Annotated in this window: 7 protein-coding genes and 1 riboswitch; of the genes, 1 reads left to right on the top strand and 6 read right to left on the bottom strand. The window is 33.1% G+C overall.

The genetic code is table 11. From position 1 onward, the window contains the following. Positions 1-141: 141 nt before the first annotated feature. The 5 genes from ACJDUG_RS05450 to ACJDUG_RS05430 form a co-directional block, all read right to left on the bottom strand. Positions 142-8,826, bottom strand: coding sequence for a glycoside hydrolase family 94 protein (locus tag ACJDUG_RS05450; protein WP_406768891.1), 8,685 nt, complete (start codon positions 8,824-8,826; stop codon positions 142-144). Between the two features lie 176 nt (positions 8,827-9,002). Then, the gene (locus ACJDUG_RS05445) at positions 9,003-10,349 is read right to left on the bottom strand and encodes a B12-binding domain-containing radical SAM protein (RefSeq protein WP_406768890.1); all 1,347 of its coding nucleotides are present in this window, start codon (positions 10,347-10,349) and stop codon (positions 9,003-9,005) included. 215 nt (positions 10,350-10,564) lie between these two features. Beyond that, on the bottom strand, positions 10,565-11,857 hold the full coding sequence (lysA, locus tag ACJDUG_RS05440) for a diaminopimelate decarboxylase (RefSeq protein ID WP_406768889.1): 1,293 nt from the start codon (positions 11,855-11,857) through the stop codon (positions 10,565-10,567). Positions 11,858-11,877: 20 nt separating this feature from the next. Then, positions 11,878-13,080, bottom strand: coding sequence for an aspartate kinase (locus tag ACJDUG_RS05435; RefSeq protein WP_406768888.1), 1,203 nt, complete (start codon positions 13,078-13,080; stop codon positions 11,878-11,880). 111 nt (positions 13,081-13,191) lie between these two features. After that, positions 13,192-13,362, bottom strand: a riboswitch (Lysine riboswitch). A gap of 145 nt (positions 13,363-13,507) precedes the next feature. Beyond that, a complete protein-coding gene (locus ACJDUG_RS05430) occupies positions 13,508-14,809 on the bottom strand; it encodes a M18 family aminopeptidase (RefSeq protein ID WP_406768887.1) in 1,302 nt (433 codons plus the stop codon). Between the two features lie 213 nt (positions 14,810-15,022). On the opposite strand from ACJDUG_RS05430, the gene ACJDUG_RS05425 reads away from it, so the two are divergent. Beyond that, entirely contained in the window at positions 15,023-16,207 is a 1,185-nt protein-coding gene (locus ACJDUG_RS05425) for a cation diffusion facilitator family transporter (protein ID WP_406768886.1), read from the top strand. A gap of 159 nt (positions 16,208-16,366) precedes the next feature. Here ACJDUG_RS05425 and ACJDUG_RS05420 read toward each other — a convergent pair whose 3' ends face one another. After that, positions 16,367-17,848, bottom strand: a complete 1,482-nt coding sequence (locus ACJDUG_RS05420) for a hypothetical protein (protein ID WP_406768885.1) — start codon at positions 17,846-17,848, stop codon at positions 16,367-16,369. Positions 17,849-17,888: the final 40 nt, after the last annotated feature.

The raw sequence follows: 17,888 nt of genomic DNA, 5'->3' as shown, positions 1-17,888 counted from the left end.
ATTTTTATTTTTTGAAAATTTTAATTTTTTAGTTTATAACTATTTTATACATAATATATATACTATTCAATAGATAAATTATTAATTTTCTATATTTAATGGGAAAAGTAAGTAAACTATACTATATATAAAATTATAGGGTCAATTAATGATCACTTCAACTTTATGTTCCCCTTCTTCAGAATATGGAATTAAATCCTGATCCATAAGCTTTCCATCCACATATACTTCATTCTTTTCTCCTCTCTTAACTAGGATATTATAGCTGCATTTGCCTTTTTTATAGACAATCTCATATTCCTTCCATTCCTTTGGTACAGATGGCTCAATTGTAAAACCCTTATCGCCTTTAAGCTTAAGCCCAAGGATTCCCTCTATTCCAACTCTGTACATCCAGCTAGAAGAGCCAGTATACCAGCTCCAGCCGCCTCTACCCTCATGACCCTCAGTGTTATATACATCTGCTGTTATAACATAAGGTTCTACCTTATACCTTATACAATCTAGATAGGATTTTGTATGATTTATTGGATTTATCATGTGATAAATTTTCCAAGCCTTATCTCCATAATTCAGCTTAGCCATTGCAAGTGCCACCCAAGTTGCAGCATGTGTATATTGGCCACCGTTTTCTCTGACACCAGGCACATAGCCCTTTATATAGCCAGGTTCTAATTTTGAATTATTAAAGGCTGGAGTTAAAAGTAAAACTATGCCTTTATCTTCTTTAATTAAATTTCTTTCAAGTGCCTCCATTGCAGCTTCCCTTCGTCCTTGCCTTGCTGCACCTGAAATTACTGACCAGGATTGGGATAGAGAATCAATTTGACATTCATCATTTTCAATAGACCCTAAAGGAGTTGCATCGTCAAAATAAGCTCTTCTATACCAGCCGCCGTCCCATGCATTTTTTTCTAGATTTACAGCTAAAAAGTTTTGTATTTCATTGTACTTTTCTGCTCTTTCATCATCCTTTTTATATTTGCATAAGTCCTTGAAACCATCGAGAATGCTATAGAGGAACCAGCCAAGCCAAACACTTTCTCCCTTTCCCTTATTGCCAACAGTACTCATTCCATCATTCCAATCTCCGCTTCCCATAAGTGGAATATTGTGAATGCCGAACTTTAGAGATATATCTATAGCTTTTGTGCAGTGCTCGTAAATACTGCCTTTTTTATCTGAGGGAGGGGTTACCTTGTATCTTTCGTCCTCTCCCTCTTTTAAGGGTTCTTCCTCTAAATAGGTAGTTTCTTCATCCAGAATACTGTAATCGCCTGTATTTTTAATGTAATCTATAGTTACATAAGGCATCCACAGCAAGTCATCTGAAAACCTAGTTCTAATTCCACTATTAACTACTGGGTGCCACCAGTGCTGAACATCTCCCTCTAAAAATTGCCTTGTAGAACTCTGAAGAATCTGTTCTTTAGTAATATCAGGTTTCAAGAAACCAAGGGCCATGGAATCCTGCAGCTGATCTCTAAAACCTATGGCTCCGCCAGATTGATAAAAGCCCGTTCGAGACCAAAACCTACAAGATAAGGTTTGATATATAAGCCAGCCGTTTAACATTAAATCCATAGTTTTATCTGGGGTCTTAACCTGTATCCTGCCCAGGAGCTCCTTCCAAAATTCCTTTACCTTTATAAGCTCTCCAATAACAGTTTCAAAGTTTTCATAAGTCTTAGTTATAGCTTTTATATGGTCTAAATCCTCATGTTCACCTAGCATTATTACTAAGTTAACTTCCTCACCTGAACTTAACTTTACCTTAGAATTTGCAGCAAGGCATGGGTCATAACCGGAACCTGCTTTATTTGATAATGCATTATACCTCAAAGCCTGTGGATCTTCTATATTTCCACACCTTCCTATAAATTCAGTTCTGCTGCCAGTAAAGCTTGCTTCTTCTCCTCCTGCAATTTTTAAATAGGCAAGGCCCTTTCCAAAATGCTCACTATAGGGGTTTTGACCATAGATAAATTCCTTATCCTCCTCTAAGTAGGTAGATATATATTGTGCTGTCTGCTGGGGATATACTCCTAAAGCAAGCTGAGCATAATAGGTTAATGAAAGCCTTCTTTCCTCCTTAGTATTATTTTTTAATTTAATTAAGCACAGCTTAACACTTTCATCAAGAGGTACAAAAGCTGTCATTTCCCCAATAACCCCATTATATTCATGGGCAAAACTGGAGTATCCGAAGCCGTGGCTAATGATATATTCACCATCATCTCTTTTGGGCTTTGGGGTTATGCCCCAAATATCACCTGTTTCTTCATCCCTTATGTATACTGCCTCAGTAATTGGATCAGTAATTGGATCATTAGACCAGACTGTAAGCTTATTTTCCCTGCTGTTTTTATTCCAGGTATAGCTTACTCCACTTTCACTTATATGAAAACCAAAGTCCTTATTTGAAATAACGTTAATCCAAGGAGCAGGGGTATTTTTATAATCCTTTAATATTATTGTGTATTCATCAGTTTCAGTATTAAAGCCACCAAGGCCGTTGAAATACATTAAATCCGGCAGTTTATAATTGTGGGGCAGAATATTATAACTTCCCTTCTTTGTTATTAGCTTCTGCGTTTCATCTTCACTTTCAGAAGCTCCATTTATTTGCTCAAGTAAACTTCTTTTTTCAGAATCTATAACAAGTCTAGCTATAGCCCTAAGTAAATCGATGTCCTCAGCTGCCATTGTAGTCTTACTATGCAGGAATACCCCTCCTGGTTTATTTTGTTTATCCCTAAGGTGTCCCGATGCTAAAATATCTCTAATAGAATCCTGCAGCGGCTGCAGATAAACGGTATTTTGAATATTAACAATCACAACATCTATTTTAAGTCCCTTAATACACCAATATTCATGAGCATGCAGTACCTGCTTTATAATATCAAGGTCGACCTCATTTCTGATAAGCACTAATACTATAGGCAAATCACCTGAAATACCGTAAGGCCATAAGGCTGGCTGAGCTTTTTTAATATTTTTAATAAAAGCTTCCCTTTCTCTAAGATTTGGATTTAGGAATAAAATATTAGAGGCCATGAATTGGTATAAGTTAGCTTGAGTAGACTTTATTCCAAGATAATTTATTTCAACTTGTGATTGCGTCCATGCAAGTTCAAAAACTCGATTAATATTATTAAATTCATTATATTTTTTTGCAAGCTCTATTGCTTCTTCCCTAGTTTCGGAAACGGCAGTAGTGTAAGCTATTTTTATAGTTTCCCCAGGTTTTATTTTAACCCTTTTCCTTATACTAAGTATTGGATCTAAAACGGCACCTACTGTATTCTTTAGCACAGTTTCATTGTCCATAGCCTCTGGAGCTTCTATATTTCTACCCCTTCCTAAAAAGTTCTCTCTATTGGTTTCATATTGTACAGTTCCAATACTTTCACCAAACACTGCACAAGTTTGAACTAAGTGAGGCTTCTTTTGTCCCTTTGCCCTTGGTCTTCTATTTGCAATTAAGCAGCAGGGATAATCAAGGTACTCAGTCCTTATAAAAAGATTACTAAAGGTAGGGTGTACAATATCTGCGTTTAAAGGAGCCAAAGTTACTTCACAGTAGCTGGTTATTTCCAAAGTTCTGGAATGCTGACTATGATTAGTAAGCGTAATTCTTCTAACCTCAGCATTATCTTCCTGAGAAACAGCTATTTCTGTATGAGTGTCTATACTGCCATCTTTTCTTATAAATTCTGCCTTGTCTAAGGAAAAAATAGCTTCATAGCTATCTCCCTCCCGCCTTGCAGGTTCATAGGAGGAGCTCCAATATTCATTGGAATTTAGATTTTTTATATAGAAAAATAGCCCTGTATTATCTAAGGTAACATCCTCTCTCCACCTATAAACTGTCATGTCTTCAAGCTTTCCGTAGCCACTGCCGCTGTTAGTTATCATTATTGAGTAGCTTCCATTTGATAAAAGATGTGCTTCAGGCATATCCGTTTTAGCAGTTTTAAAGCTTCGGAAAGCGATGTTATGATTATTATGATTTGTACTTAAGCTATCAAATTGCTGCTCCCTATCATAAACAACCTTGTTAGATATTCTTTCCTGCAGCAATAACTCAGTAGCTTTAACATTTGGAATTCTATGAAACCTTTCTCTAAGAATGTTATTATTAAGTACATTATCAAATGACATTAGGCTCATACCTTCATGATGTACCATAAAATTTTTAATTAAGGCTTTATCTTTTCCATTTGGCATTCTTTCCTTAGTGTAATCTAAGGCTTCATAAAAGCCATATCTTCCCTCCAAACCTTCTGCTATGAGCCTTTTAATATTATCTACAGAACCTAAAAGATCAATTTGCAGGGCTAATATTGTAGAATAAGGTGAAACCACAAGCTCATTTGATAAGCCTCTCTTTAATCCTATTCCTGGAACACCAAAGGCTTTATACTGGTAATTTTGAGCTGAATCAAAGGCATAGAAGGCTGATTCAGATATACCCCATGGTATTTTTCTACTGCTGCAGTAGTTCTTTTGCCCTTCAATTACAGCTAAATAAGTTTCATTTAGTAAGGCATCAGGATAGTTTTTCATAATTAAAAGGGGCATAAAATATTCAAACATTGTCCCGCTCCAAGAAACCAGTCCCTTACTCTTTCCCATAATTGTCATTGCCCTGCTTAATCTAAACCAATGCTTTTGCTCTACATCACCTTTTGCAATAGCTATAAAACTTGCCTGCCTAGCCTCGGAGGCAAGTAAATCATAGTAAGAGTTTCCCAAGGTATCCTTTTCTACATCATAACCGATTGAAAAAAGCTGTCTTTTTTTACTATACAGCATTTTAAAATCAGTTCCATCTGCCATTAAATTTAACCTACTCTTCAATGCAATAATTTTTTCAATTATTTTAGCAGCCTCTTCCTTGCCAGTATTTAATAATAACCTTAGCTTAACTTTACTATTTCCATCCTGTATATTCTCAATGTCATTAAGCAGCTTATCAATTTCATACGGGATTTCATTAAAAGGCACAACGGCTGGAAGGCTTATTAATCTTTCCATAAGCTTTAAACCATCTGTCTTTTCTTCATTACTTTTATTGCCGCCTGCAGTAGTATTCTCTTGAGTAAGTACATGTTCGTCATTATTCTCTACTACATTATTAACCACTACAACCCATGGAAAGAATCTTTCAATTTCATTTAGATAATTATTAATTGAAGCTTTAAGCTTTGGAGTCCAATATAATCCATCATAATCTTTTAAGCTTTCAGTCTCATTTATCTTATCTAAAATACTTAAGAGAAACCTTTTCCAGGAAATTAAATCTATGTTTATATTCTTTGAAGACTCAATAATATCAGTAAAATTTTTATACTGAAGCTCCTCTTCACAAAGATAAAGATTATCCACTAGGCCTTGTATTTTTTCCACAGTAATAACAGGTTCATGTACATATTCCCCTAGGCTTTCTGAGGTTACCCATAAATAGCCAACTAAATTACCGCTGTCAACTGTTGATACATATCTAGGATAAAGGGGTTCCTTAGTCTTGGTGTCGTACCAATTATAAAAATGTCCCTTATAACTTTTAAGGCTTTCCATACTTGTAATTATGTTATCTAATCTTTCAGTAAATTCTATTATTCCTAAATAACCTAAATCATAAGCTGCTAAATTGCTGGTTAGCCCCATTCCCATATTAGTTGGTGAGGTTCTATGTGCCACCCCATTAGGTGGTTCTTCCTGATAATTATCTGGTGCCAAATAATTATTTTCAGCATTTACAAAGTCCTCAAAATAGGCCCAGGTTTTTCTGCTTAACTTTCTTAAAAGCTTTATCTCTTCTTCCTTTAAATAATATTCTCTTACTTTTAATTCTTTACTAATGTAGTAAGCTATTATAGGACTTAGAAACCATAAGAAGGTTGAAGGTATAGTTAAAAGCCCAGATTCTAGTGAAACTCTAAAAGCCAAAATTTCTATAATAATTGCAATAAAGCTTCCTGGCCACATTGCCTTAATAAAATTATCCACTTTTTTCCCAAGTTTAGCCTCCACATCAGCTGCAGTTTGCCATTCTAATAACTTCTTCTTGCTGATTAACAACCTATAAAGGGTTCTAATAATAGCATCAAGCATTAAATAAGCCTGATAAGGCAAAAAACAAAAAATCAAAAACACTTGTTCAATGGCAAGCTTTCCTGTATTTACTCTTCCAGAGAGACTTATTCCCTTTATTGGAGAAACTACTGATTCTGAAACATCAAATAGTATGGGGCATAGCACAGCTAAAAAAGCAACAATATTCCAAGTCTCTCCTTTTGGCAAGATTGTAAAGGATAAAATAATTAAAATGATAATTGAAGGTGCAAGCAAGCTTCGCCTTAAATTATCAACAATCTTCCACCTTGAAAGCAAATCGAGTGGAGATTTCTTCGTTATCCAGCTTAAGATTTGCCAGTCTCCCCTAACCCATCTGTGAAGCCTCATAGAGCTTGAATTGTAGAAAGCAGGATAACCATCCATAAGTTCTATGTCTGTTACAAGTGCCGCTCTCACATAAGATCCTTCCAGTAAATCATGACTTAAAACTGTATTGTCAGGAACCTCATCCTTTAACATAAAATTAAATATATCTACATCATATATACCTTTTCCAGTGAAGATTCCTTCTCCAAATAAGTCTTGATAAACATCTGAAACAGCAGTTGTATAAATATCAATACCGGTTTCTCCGGAAAAAACCTTTGAAAACATAGTCTTATTAGCAGCTAAAGTGCCTACACTTATTCTTGGCTGCATTAGCCCGTTTCCTCGAAGTATGCGTTTCTTATCATAATCAATGTAAGGCCTGTTTAATACATGGCTCATAGCTCCAATAAGTCTTTTGGCAGTATCTATAGATAACTGAGTATCAGCATCTAAGGTAATAACATACTTAACCTTTAAAAGTTCATTTATATCTCCGCTTATAACATTATAGCTTGTTGTATTATCACCTCTTAAAAGCGCATTAAACTCCATAAGCTTACCGCGTTTTCTTTCATAACCAAGCCAAATCCCCTCTTTTTCATTAAATTGTCTAAACCTATTAAAGAAATAAAAGATATCACCATTTTCTCCAGAGTATTTTTTGTTTAATTCATTTATTGACTTTAATGCTGCTTCATTTATTTCATTATCATTTTCCTCATGTTGACGAGAACTATCTTTAAAATCTCCTAGTAATGCAAAGTATAGATTTTTCTCATGATTTGCAAGGTAATAGACTTCCATATCTTCTATAAGCTCATTTACCCTTTTTACGCTGCTGAGCAGAGTAGGAATAACTACTACTGTTCTGCTGCTGTCAGGAATGCCATCCTTGAAATCAAGCTTTGGTACAAATTTTGGAGTTGTTAGATGATTTATGCTCCAATTAAATATTGATATTACTATTTCGCTGCAGGGTATTAATACAGCAAAAAATGCTGCAGCAAAGCGCCAGTTTTCAATAGGTAACTTAAATTCATAATCTCCTATTAAAATAACAAGAAAACATAATAATACTGTGCTAATAACTATATTTCCAATGTAAAAATTAATTTTCTTTTTCTTAATAGTCCTGCCTAAGCTTCCAAAGCACCAGTCCTTATAATTAATTAATTTTTTTAAATCCTCTATGCCCTCATCTATAATATAATAGCCAACATGCCTTGCATAATCCTCTTTAATCTCAGGCTCTTCTGAACATTCCATAGCCTTTTTTGCTACATAAGCCTCTGAATTGTTTGAGTGTTTAGCTATTTTCTCCACTCTATGTCTGTAGTTATCCCTAGATTCAAAATCCATATTTTCATATATTCCTAAAGGATCCTTTCTGAGTTCCTTTTCAACAAAGGAAAGTCTTTCAAAAATTTCCCACCAATTGAGAGCTCCAACTTCTCTGATGCTTGTTATTGAATTTCCCATAGAGATTTGAAAATGTGCCTGCTTTTGATGCTCAATATTTATGATTTTTTCTGCAGTAGTTTCCTTAACTTCAAGCCTTTTATCCAGCCAGCTGTATATATCTGAATTATCCACTCCATTATTCCTTAAAACCTTAATAAAGCTTTCAGTTAAATGGGAATTAAAGCTTATTTCTCTTTCCTCCAGTTTTTTTAGTTCATCTTCTAATTTTCCGGAGTTAATTGCAGTAATAAGTCTGTCAGCTAGTATTTCGCCCTTTAATTTTTCTTCTTCGGTATAAATAATATTTTCTGATATTTTACTTATATTTTGAATTAGAGCAATTCTAATCATAATGGGAAGAGCCCATAGCTCACCCATAAGTAAAATAGTATTTTTCTGATAGGCATTAATAAAACCTTCAATAGTATCTTCGTCCAGCCTACCGTCAGAATGAGAAATTAGTTCCACAGCAATATGATAGGCCCTGGGATACCCCTTCATAATACCTCTCTTAATAATAGGAAGCCCTTTATAATAAGACACGGGCATACTATGCTTAATATCCTTATATTCTTTTTCTATTAAGTAAAGATTATCAAGCATCCACTCAGCAGCAGGAACTATCTCATTATTACTTTTTACCTGTTTATCTATATTTTCATATGCCTTAATTATCTGTTCATAGCTTCTATCTAAACTTTTAATAAGCTTTCTTTTGCAATTAGATTTCTTAGACACATCAGAATAATACTGAGATATCTCTAAAGCGTGTTTTTCTAATTCTTCTTTATTAATACTAATGGTTGGAACGTCTTCCATCAAGTTGTGTTCATCTATATCTCTGTTTCTAATTAATATATATAGTATAAACAACCCTATGAATATTACTGCTGTTGTATAAACATAGAACATTCCATCAGCTCCTAACTTTTTTAATGCAAAACTTAGTATACCCGATAAAAATAAAAAATATGAAGGAGCATAATAGATTTTTGTAAAATCAGAAATAATATTCTTAGTGAAGCCCGTTACTTAAGTTCCGATTATAAAGAGACCTAATTTATAAATAGAAATAATAATACAGCTACCTACTTTATACTATAAGCAAACCATCTAAAAAAACTCCCTATATTTCTAAAAGAAACTATATTGCATATTAATTCAGTAAGCTTTCCAAACTTTCTATAAAATAAATTAAATGCTAAAAATGGAATCCATTGTTTTTTAGATTCTGGTAGCCTTTTCATTATATTTTTCAAAGTGTACACTTCTTTATATATCCATAAATAGCCATTATATAATTCTTCTGCTGTTATATTCTTGGGTTTATACACCACATGGGCAGTATTATAATTAGATAAGTTGTAATCTACAATTCTATTTTCCTCTATTAATGATGAGTATAGCTTTGTACCAGGGTAGGGGGTAAGGATATGTGAGGTTACTGTTTCTATCTTATTTTTGACTATCCAATCTAATGTACTCTTAAAAACAGAGACATCATCTTCATCTAATCCGAAAACAAAACTTGCATTTATCATTATTCCTCTTTTGTGGATTTCATCAACAAGTTTCTCATATCTATTCACACTATTTTGCACTTTATGGACACTATCTAATGACTTACTATTTATACTTTCAAAACCTATAAATAAGCTTTGACAACCTGCCTCCTTCATATCATCTAATAATTCATGCATTTCCAATATATTAGAAGTAACCGCTGCATTCCACTTAAGTTTAAGAGGTTTTATTTCCTCTAATAATTTTTTTGTCCATTTGGGATTTCCAATAAAATTATCATCAATAAACATTATGTGCCTTGTTTTTAGTGCATTAATGTCTTTTATTACATCATCTATAGGCCTGTTAATACAAGTTTCAAGTACATTTTTGCAGCTATTATAACAGAAATCACATTTAAAAGGACATCCCCTACTTGTACTAATTATGTTAGTATATAAATACTTTTTATTATCAATAATGTCGTAAGCTGGCGCTATCATTTCTTTCCCAATAATATTCTCCATATCATAATATATCTTCTTAAGATCATTATTTTCTTTATCCTTAAGGATTTTTGTCCATACTCTCTCAGCCATTCCTACACATATTGCGTCAAAGCTATTCAGAACCCCCTCTGGATCTGCTGTAATATGTATACCTCCAGCAATTACTGTTACTCCACGTTTTTGGAACTCCTTGGATATTTCCTCTGCTCTATTCATTACATCCACAGTGACGGTAATTGCTATCAAATCTACAGGTTCATCAAAATCTATCTTTTCAACATTTTCATTTTGAATAATTACTTCATGCTCTTTTGGCGTAAGGTTTGCTATTGTGAGTAATGCTAAAGAAGGCGCCATTCTTGTTTTTAGCTTTGTATCCATAGGCCTTGGCACCATTTCCGGTTGAATTAATTTTATCTTCATAGATTATCTCCTCCAATAAACATTATTCAGCATTTGACTTGTCTTTTTTCGGAATGTTGGGGCATCTTAATCCGCTATGGGATATAAGTGTTGTATGAGTATAGAATAACATAATTGTTATCGTTTATCAATAAATTTTTATCGATTAAAAGCTCCAGTCAATGTATAATAATGACTGGAGCTGAATTGTAATTATTTCTTAATTTTTACGTTTATTATATCTCATTACTTATCAAGTCTTCATAGGTTTGTCTTCTGCAAACAAGCCGAGTTTCCTTTTCATTAACAAATACTACAGCAGCCTTTGGTATTTTATTATAATTGCTGGACATGGAATACCCATAAGCACCAGTTGACAAAACTGCTAAAATATCTCCACTTTCTACTTTAGGTAAACTAACATCACTTAATAGTATATCTCCTGATTCACAGCATTTTCCTGAAATAGTAACCCTTTCTTTAGTGCTATCTTCAGCTCTATTTGCAAGCAAACACTCGTACTCAGCCTTATATAGTGCAGGCCTAATGTTATCTGTCATTCCACCATCTACTGCAACATATTTTCTTATGTCTTCTATTTCTTTTATGGAACCTATGGTGTAAAGGGTAGTTCCAGCTTTTCCAATTATTGATCTACCAGGCTCAATAGTGAGACTGGGCAGGTTAATATTTAAAGTTTTTGCAGTTATCTCTGCTTTATTGATAATGGAGGAGCAAAAATCTTCTATACTCTTAGGTTTATCCCCTTCTCTATAATGAATACCAAAGCCGCCCCCCAAATCTAATTCTTGTATCTCATAATGAAGCTTTTCTTTTATATCAGAAATAAGCTTTAACATAATCACTACTTCGTCCTCATAGGGCTCAATATCAAAAATCTGCGACCCAATATGCGAGTGAAGTCCAATAAGTTCTATATTAGGCAGCTCAATGGCCCTTTTTACAGCATCTAAAGTATCATTATTTAAAATGGAGAATCCAAATTTTGAGTCTATCTGCCCTGTTTTTATATAGTCATGGGTGTGGGCTTCTATACCTGGAGTTATCCTCAATAATATCTTTTGTATTTTATTATCTGACTTAGCAATTTCATTTATCTTTTCAATTTCAAAATAGTTATCTACTACAAACTTTCCAACTCCATTTTTTATGCCAAATTCTATTTCTTCTAGGGTTTTATTATTTCCATGGAAATATACTTTTTCAATGGGAAAACCACTTTTAATTGCTGTATATAGTTCACCGCCTGAAACCACGTCAAGACAAAGACCTTCTTCCTTTATTAACTTGCACATAGCTAAGGTTAAAAAAGCTTTTCCAGCATAGGCAACTCTATTTCCAGCTTCTAATGCCTTAAAAGCACTGAGGTATCTTTTACATTTAGTTCTAACGAAGGCTTCATCAATAACATAAAGTGGGGTACCATATTCTTTAGCTAGTTTTACTGTACTTACCCCTCCTATAACTAACTCATTATTTTCTATTTTAACATTTCCAAAAAACTGCATTGGGTACCTCCTTAAAATATTTATAAATTGAATTCTTCTGCAACAATATTTATTGCTTTAAGCTTGTCTTCTTGTTTAATAGCACAGGTAATTCTAATTTCTGAGGTAGTTATCATCTTTACCTTAATGTTATTCTTGCTAAAAAGCTTGAACATCTTCGCAGCAACTCCTGAAGTAGTTTTCATACCAATTCCCACCATAGAAAACTTTGTAATATCTTCATCTATACTAATACAATCTTTTTTGGCATAAATCCCCACCACTTCCATGCTTTCCTTCAAATCCTCTTTTGGAACTGTAAAGGAAATATTCACTCTTTCATTTATTGGGGAAGTCTGACTTATCATGTCGATGTTTATTTTTCTGCTTGCTAATCCTTCAAAGAGGTTTGATAATACATTTATATCATAGCTAATATTTTCAATAGTTATTGCTACATCATCATCACTCGTAGCTAGGCCAGTTACTGCTTTTCCTTCCATATTCATTTTATTATATACCTCCTTAATTACTGTTCCTTTAATATCACTGTTACTTAGCCCTACATAAATTGGCACACCATATTTTTGGCCAAGTTCCACTGATCTTGAATGCATTACCTGAGCACCAAGGCTCGCAAGTTCAAGCATTTCCTCATAATCGATTTCTTTTATTTTATTTGCTTTGCTATATTTTCTAGGATCAACGCTGTATATTCCATCAACATCAGTATATATTTCGCAGATTCCATTTAACTTAACTGCTATAGCAACAGCTGTGGTATCAGAGCCCCCTCTTCCTAAGGTAGTAATATCTCCTTCTTCATTTACACCCTGAAAACCAGCTACAATTATTATTTTATCTTCCTTTAAACTGTTTCGAATTTTACTTCCATCAATATCATCTATTAAGGACTTACCATAATTTCCAATCGTTTTTAAGCCAATTTGATAGGCAGTGTAACTTACAGCATCATAACCTAAATCCTTAAGTGTCATTGCAAGAAGGGATGAAGAAATCATCTCTCCAGTTGATAGCAGTGCATCTAACTCCCTTTTGTCAGGATTATCTGTTATTTTCTTTGCTAATGCTATAAGCTCATCAGTAGTATCTCCCATTGCAGATACTACAACAACAAGGCTGTCTCCTTTTTCCTTGCGCTTTATAATGCTGCTTGCAACCTGCTTTATTTTTTCAATTGTTCCTACTGAACTTCCGCCATATTTTTGAACCACAACCCTCATATTTTGTCCTCCTTTGAATCTTTATGCAATAGTTTTTTGCTGGATAAAAAAATAAATGCAGCAAAGGAACACCCTTGCTGCATTAAATACAATAGTATTTTACAACTCTGTGTACCTTGTAGCTCTCCACTATTTTCATAGTGACAGCAATACATATATTTTATGCATTGCCAGGAAACATACCTGTCAATATACTTCCTTCGGCCATAACTCCTTTTACCATGCATTTTGGCGTACCCGCTCCGAATGGTTACTAATAGTTACGGCACCTCTACCCTAGGTAGATATTTAATTGTAATTTAAATTAATAATCTTAAATTGTACTTTAACATATTAACTTGTAAAATGCAAATAGAAAATACTTAATGATTAGCATTATTTTAGCAAATGTGGCACGAGAAACTTCCTCGTGCCACATGTTGCATTTTTAAATTCTATAGAATTCTTCAAAAGATTTTATAGCATAGCTGTGGTCCATTACTCCACCAAGCTCCCTTACAGAGTGCATTGCAAGAATTGGAGTACCCATATCTACTGAGCGAATCGCAAGATGTGTGGAAGTAATTGGGCCTATGGTAGAGCCTCCTGGTGAATCAGATCGATTAACAAATCTCTGTACCGGAACACCAACTTTCAAGCAGATTTGCTCATAAACTGCTGCAGTGTTGCTGTCAGTAGTATAGCTTTGGTTTGCTGCTAGTTTTATTACTGGTCCCTTGTTTATTATCGGTCTATTAACAGGATCCGCCTTTTCTTCGCTGTTTGGATGAAGTGCATGTGCTAAGTCTGCAGATATCATAAAGCTTTTTGAAATAGCTCTGAAAAAACTCTCTCTGTTCCCACCTAATGAAAGAACTATTCTTTCTAGAATATTGGAAAGCACCTCAGAATCAGCTCCCTGTTTAGTGTGACTTCCTACTTCTTCGTTGTCAAAGGCTATCATAACATTGGTAGCTTCCGAAGCTTCTACATTTGTGATTGCTTTTATGCCTGCATGGACCATAGCTAAATCATCCAATCTGGAGCAGGATATAAATTCATTGTTTAAACCTATAACTTTACCTTTTTCAAATTCATAAAGGTATAAATCAAAGTCTAATATGTCCTTAATATCTACCTTTAACTCATTTGCTATTACACTTAATAGATAATTGTTCTTCTCAAAGCCTTCACTTATCATTGATAGAAGTGGAAGAGTATCCTTTTGGCCATTTATCTCATAACCCTTATTTATATTTCTGTTCATGTGTATAGCTAAATTAGGTATTATTAATATAGGTCTGTTTATATTAATAAGCCTTGTTTCAGGATTAAGTATGTTTTTACCTTTTAAAATAACTCTTCCAGCAGCTGAAAGTGGCCTATCAAACCAAGTACTTAATATGGGCCCACCATATATTTCAGTATTAAGCTTAACATAATTATTTTCAGATACTATTTCCGGCCTTGGCTTAATTCTAAAGCTAGGTGAATCTGTATGGGCTCCGATCAATTTAAAGCCATTTACTTCAATGTTTCCTTTTCCAACAACAAAGGCAATAATTGCGGAGTCATTTTTAGTTGTAAAATATTTTCCGCCTTTATTAAGCTTCCAAGCCTCTTCTTCTTTCAATTCTGTAAAACCTTTTTCTAATAAGTTATTCTTTACACTTAAGGCAGCATGAAAGGCAGATGGACTTTCATAAATAAAATCAATTAACTCTTCTGCAAGTTTTAGTTCCTGCTCCATTTTTATTCCCCCTATGTATTTTCTAGACTTGTTATTACATAATGTTAGCTTTTATCGCAAATTATATTAAAAGTATAACAAATAAATATATATTTTTTCTACCCATTTAATAAATTTGTTTTCATCTTTGGTATAATATACTATATTAAAACGTTAAAAGTAACAATGTAAATAGTGAAGTTTGTTTAATATGCTTGAACAGGAGTGCATACTATGTTTTCAAAATTTCTAGTTTCAAAATTCATTAAGGATAGTAATAATATAAAAAATGAAAAGGTAAGAAGTGCCTATGGATACTTAGGTGGGATAGTTGGTATAACTTTAAATGCTCTTTTGTTTTTAGTAAAGTTTTTCGTAGGACTAGCAACTCACAGTATAGCAATTACGGCTGATTCCTTTAATAATTTAACAGATACAGCCTCATCAATTATAACCATAGTTGGCTTTAAGCTATCTAATAAGCCAGCTGATGAAGAACATCCCTTTGGTCACGGCAGAATAGAATACTTATCTGCACTAGCAGTTTCCTTTTTAATAATGCTTGTAGGATTTCAATTTATAAAAGAATCCTTTAATAGAATATTACATCCTGTAAAAATTCATTTTTTATTTATACCTTTTATATTAATCTTAGCTTCTGTAATAGTTAAAATCTGGCTCAGCAGTTTTAATAAGTTTATTGCAAATTCCATTAGTTCTAAGGCATTAAAAGCTTCTTCCTTTGATGCCTTAGCTGATGTTATAGTTTCAAGTATAACTGCCATATCCCTTTTACTTTCAAGGTGGATTTCTTTTCCTATAGATAGTTATCTTGGAGTGCTTGTAGCTCTATTTATTCTATACTCGGGTTTTTCACTTACAAAGGATACCTTAAATCCATTACTTGGAGAAGCTCCTGATCCAGAGTTAGTAGAAGGTATTAAAAGTGGGGTTTTGAAATACGATCATATAAGCGGTGTTCATGATTTAGTAATTCATAATTATGGCCCCGGCCGCTGCATGGCTTCAATTCATGCGGAAATACCTTATGATATTTCAGTTGTAACTATTCATGAAATAATAGATAAAGCTGAAAAAGAGCTTTCAAAGGAATTAAATATTTATTTAGTAATTCATATGGATCCTATTAATACTGAAAGCAAGGAAGTAAGTAAGGCAAAAGAACTTTTAGAGGAAATTCTTAAAAACTTTCCAAAGGTTAAATCCATGCATGATTTCAGAGTGGTTGGTGAAGGCGAGTATAAAAATTTAATATTTGATTTGGTGGTAGAACAAAGTAGAGGTTTAAATAATGAGTCTGAAGATAAGTTAAAAAAAGCTATAGATACAGAGGTTAAAAAATATTACCCTCAATATAATGCAAAGATTACAATTGACAAGGAATTTACGGTTTTATAGACTGATGCAAATTAAGTAATAACTCATGTGGCTGTCATTATTTTAATATTTAGATAGCTGCTCTTTAATGCCGTGCATTCCTGCTCTGCAGGTTTTAGTCTTATATAAATTATTATTTATATTAGACATGGTGCGGCAGCTATGACACCACAAAGTTAGTTAACTGTTTGTTACATCTATTAGCTGAAAATTGTTTTTATTTGCTTCTATTTTTTTAATTAAGCTTAATTTCCTTTTATAGTTTTTGCTTTCTTTTTCTAAATTTATATTAATATAAAAGTTTTCAATAAGAGCATCTAATACCTTCATAAATTCATCGTAACAGTCAAAGGGATTAGTTGGATAATATTCAAGCCTTAAATCTTTATTAATAAATCTAATTCCATTTTTAGTACTTTCCACTAAAACCTTAATCTTCTCATTTTTATATTGTAATAGTCTTCTTGATAAATTTAGACTTCCTGCTTTATCTATATTAATTGACCTGCCGCAAGAGGTACATAACATTATCTCCTTTGAAAATCTATTTGACTTTGATTTATTATAGCAATATGGGCAAGTATAAAAAATGCTGACCCCACTAACCCTTATTACATTTTTTAGTCCGCTGCCCATTAGTTTGCAGGTCATTATATTACACAGTTTATTATAATCACTGCAATTAATTTTGGGTATAAAGCTTTTTCCCTGTTTATTTTGAAAGGTTAAGTTATCTCCCCTATCAATAAGCTTTTCCATAATTACCTGGCATCTATTTTTTAGTGCAACTTTTACTAATTTATTAGCAATTTTATTTAACATGTCCTCAGTAATGTTATCTTGTATTTCTTCATGACCTTCACAAATTAAACTGCTTTTATAATCAACTACCGCATAATTAATAGCGCTTTCATTACCCCTGCTTATTCCCATATAATTTACCGTTTCTACAATATCTACTTTTTTAACTATATTAATAGATAAATAGTATTCCTTCTTACGCTTTATAAGTCTTGCGGTTTTTAAAATTTCCGGATTATAAATTGCATCCTTTAGATACTTCTCCTGCCATTTTCCAAAGGCCAATGTGAAAATCACATAAGTTTTTTTACCGGTACCTTCTTTGTATACTTCCTTATTTTTATCCAAGTACTTAAGTTCATTATTATAAGTTTTGGTAGTCCTTTTCCTTTTTTTATTTCTCACATTCATTAAATATATTTTTGCATAATACCTATCTTTTTCCGCATCATATAATAAACTGTAATTTCTTACTTTAGAATATCTGCAAAAGAATATAGGCCTAAGATTTGAACCATTATTAGCAGGAAAGCTTACACTTTTATTTTTTGATCTTAAGCTAAGAAAGCCAGCCATGGTGCTAGAAAAATCTAATTTAAGTGAATCCTTAAAGGGTTCTATATTAAATACATTTAAACCCTTTAAGGTATCTTTATCTATCCATTTAGATATTATATTAGCTCTATAATTTCTATTATAGTCTTTAAAACTTTCCTCAATAACATCAATTTCTTTTGAAGCTTTACCCATTAAATATTCATAAGCCCTAGTGTAATTCTCTAAAGCCTCATCAATTATTTCTCGCTTAAGTAAACCAGGCTTAAATAACTTAAGCTCAATAGTTTGCATAGCTACATTCATAATATTCACCACTTCGACAAATTATAGGGGACGGTTCCTA

This window comes from Candidatus Clostridium stratigraminis, from assembly GCF_045310675.1.
Lineage (GTDB): Bacteria > Bacillota > Clostridia > Clostridiales > Clostridiaceae > Clostridium_AT > Clostridium_AT stratigraminis.
The sequence above is the reverse complement of the archived record's forward strand: the minus strand, read 5'-3'. Positions and strand labels throughout refer to the sequence as shown.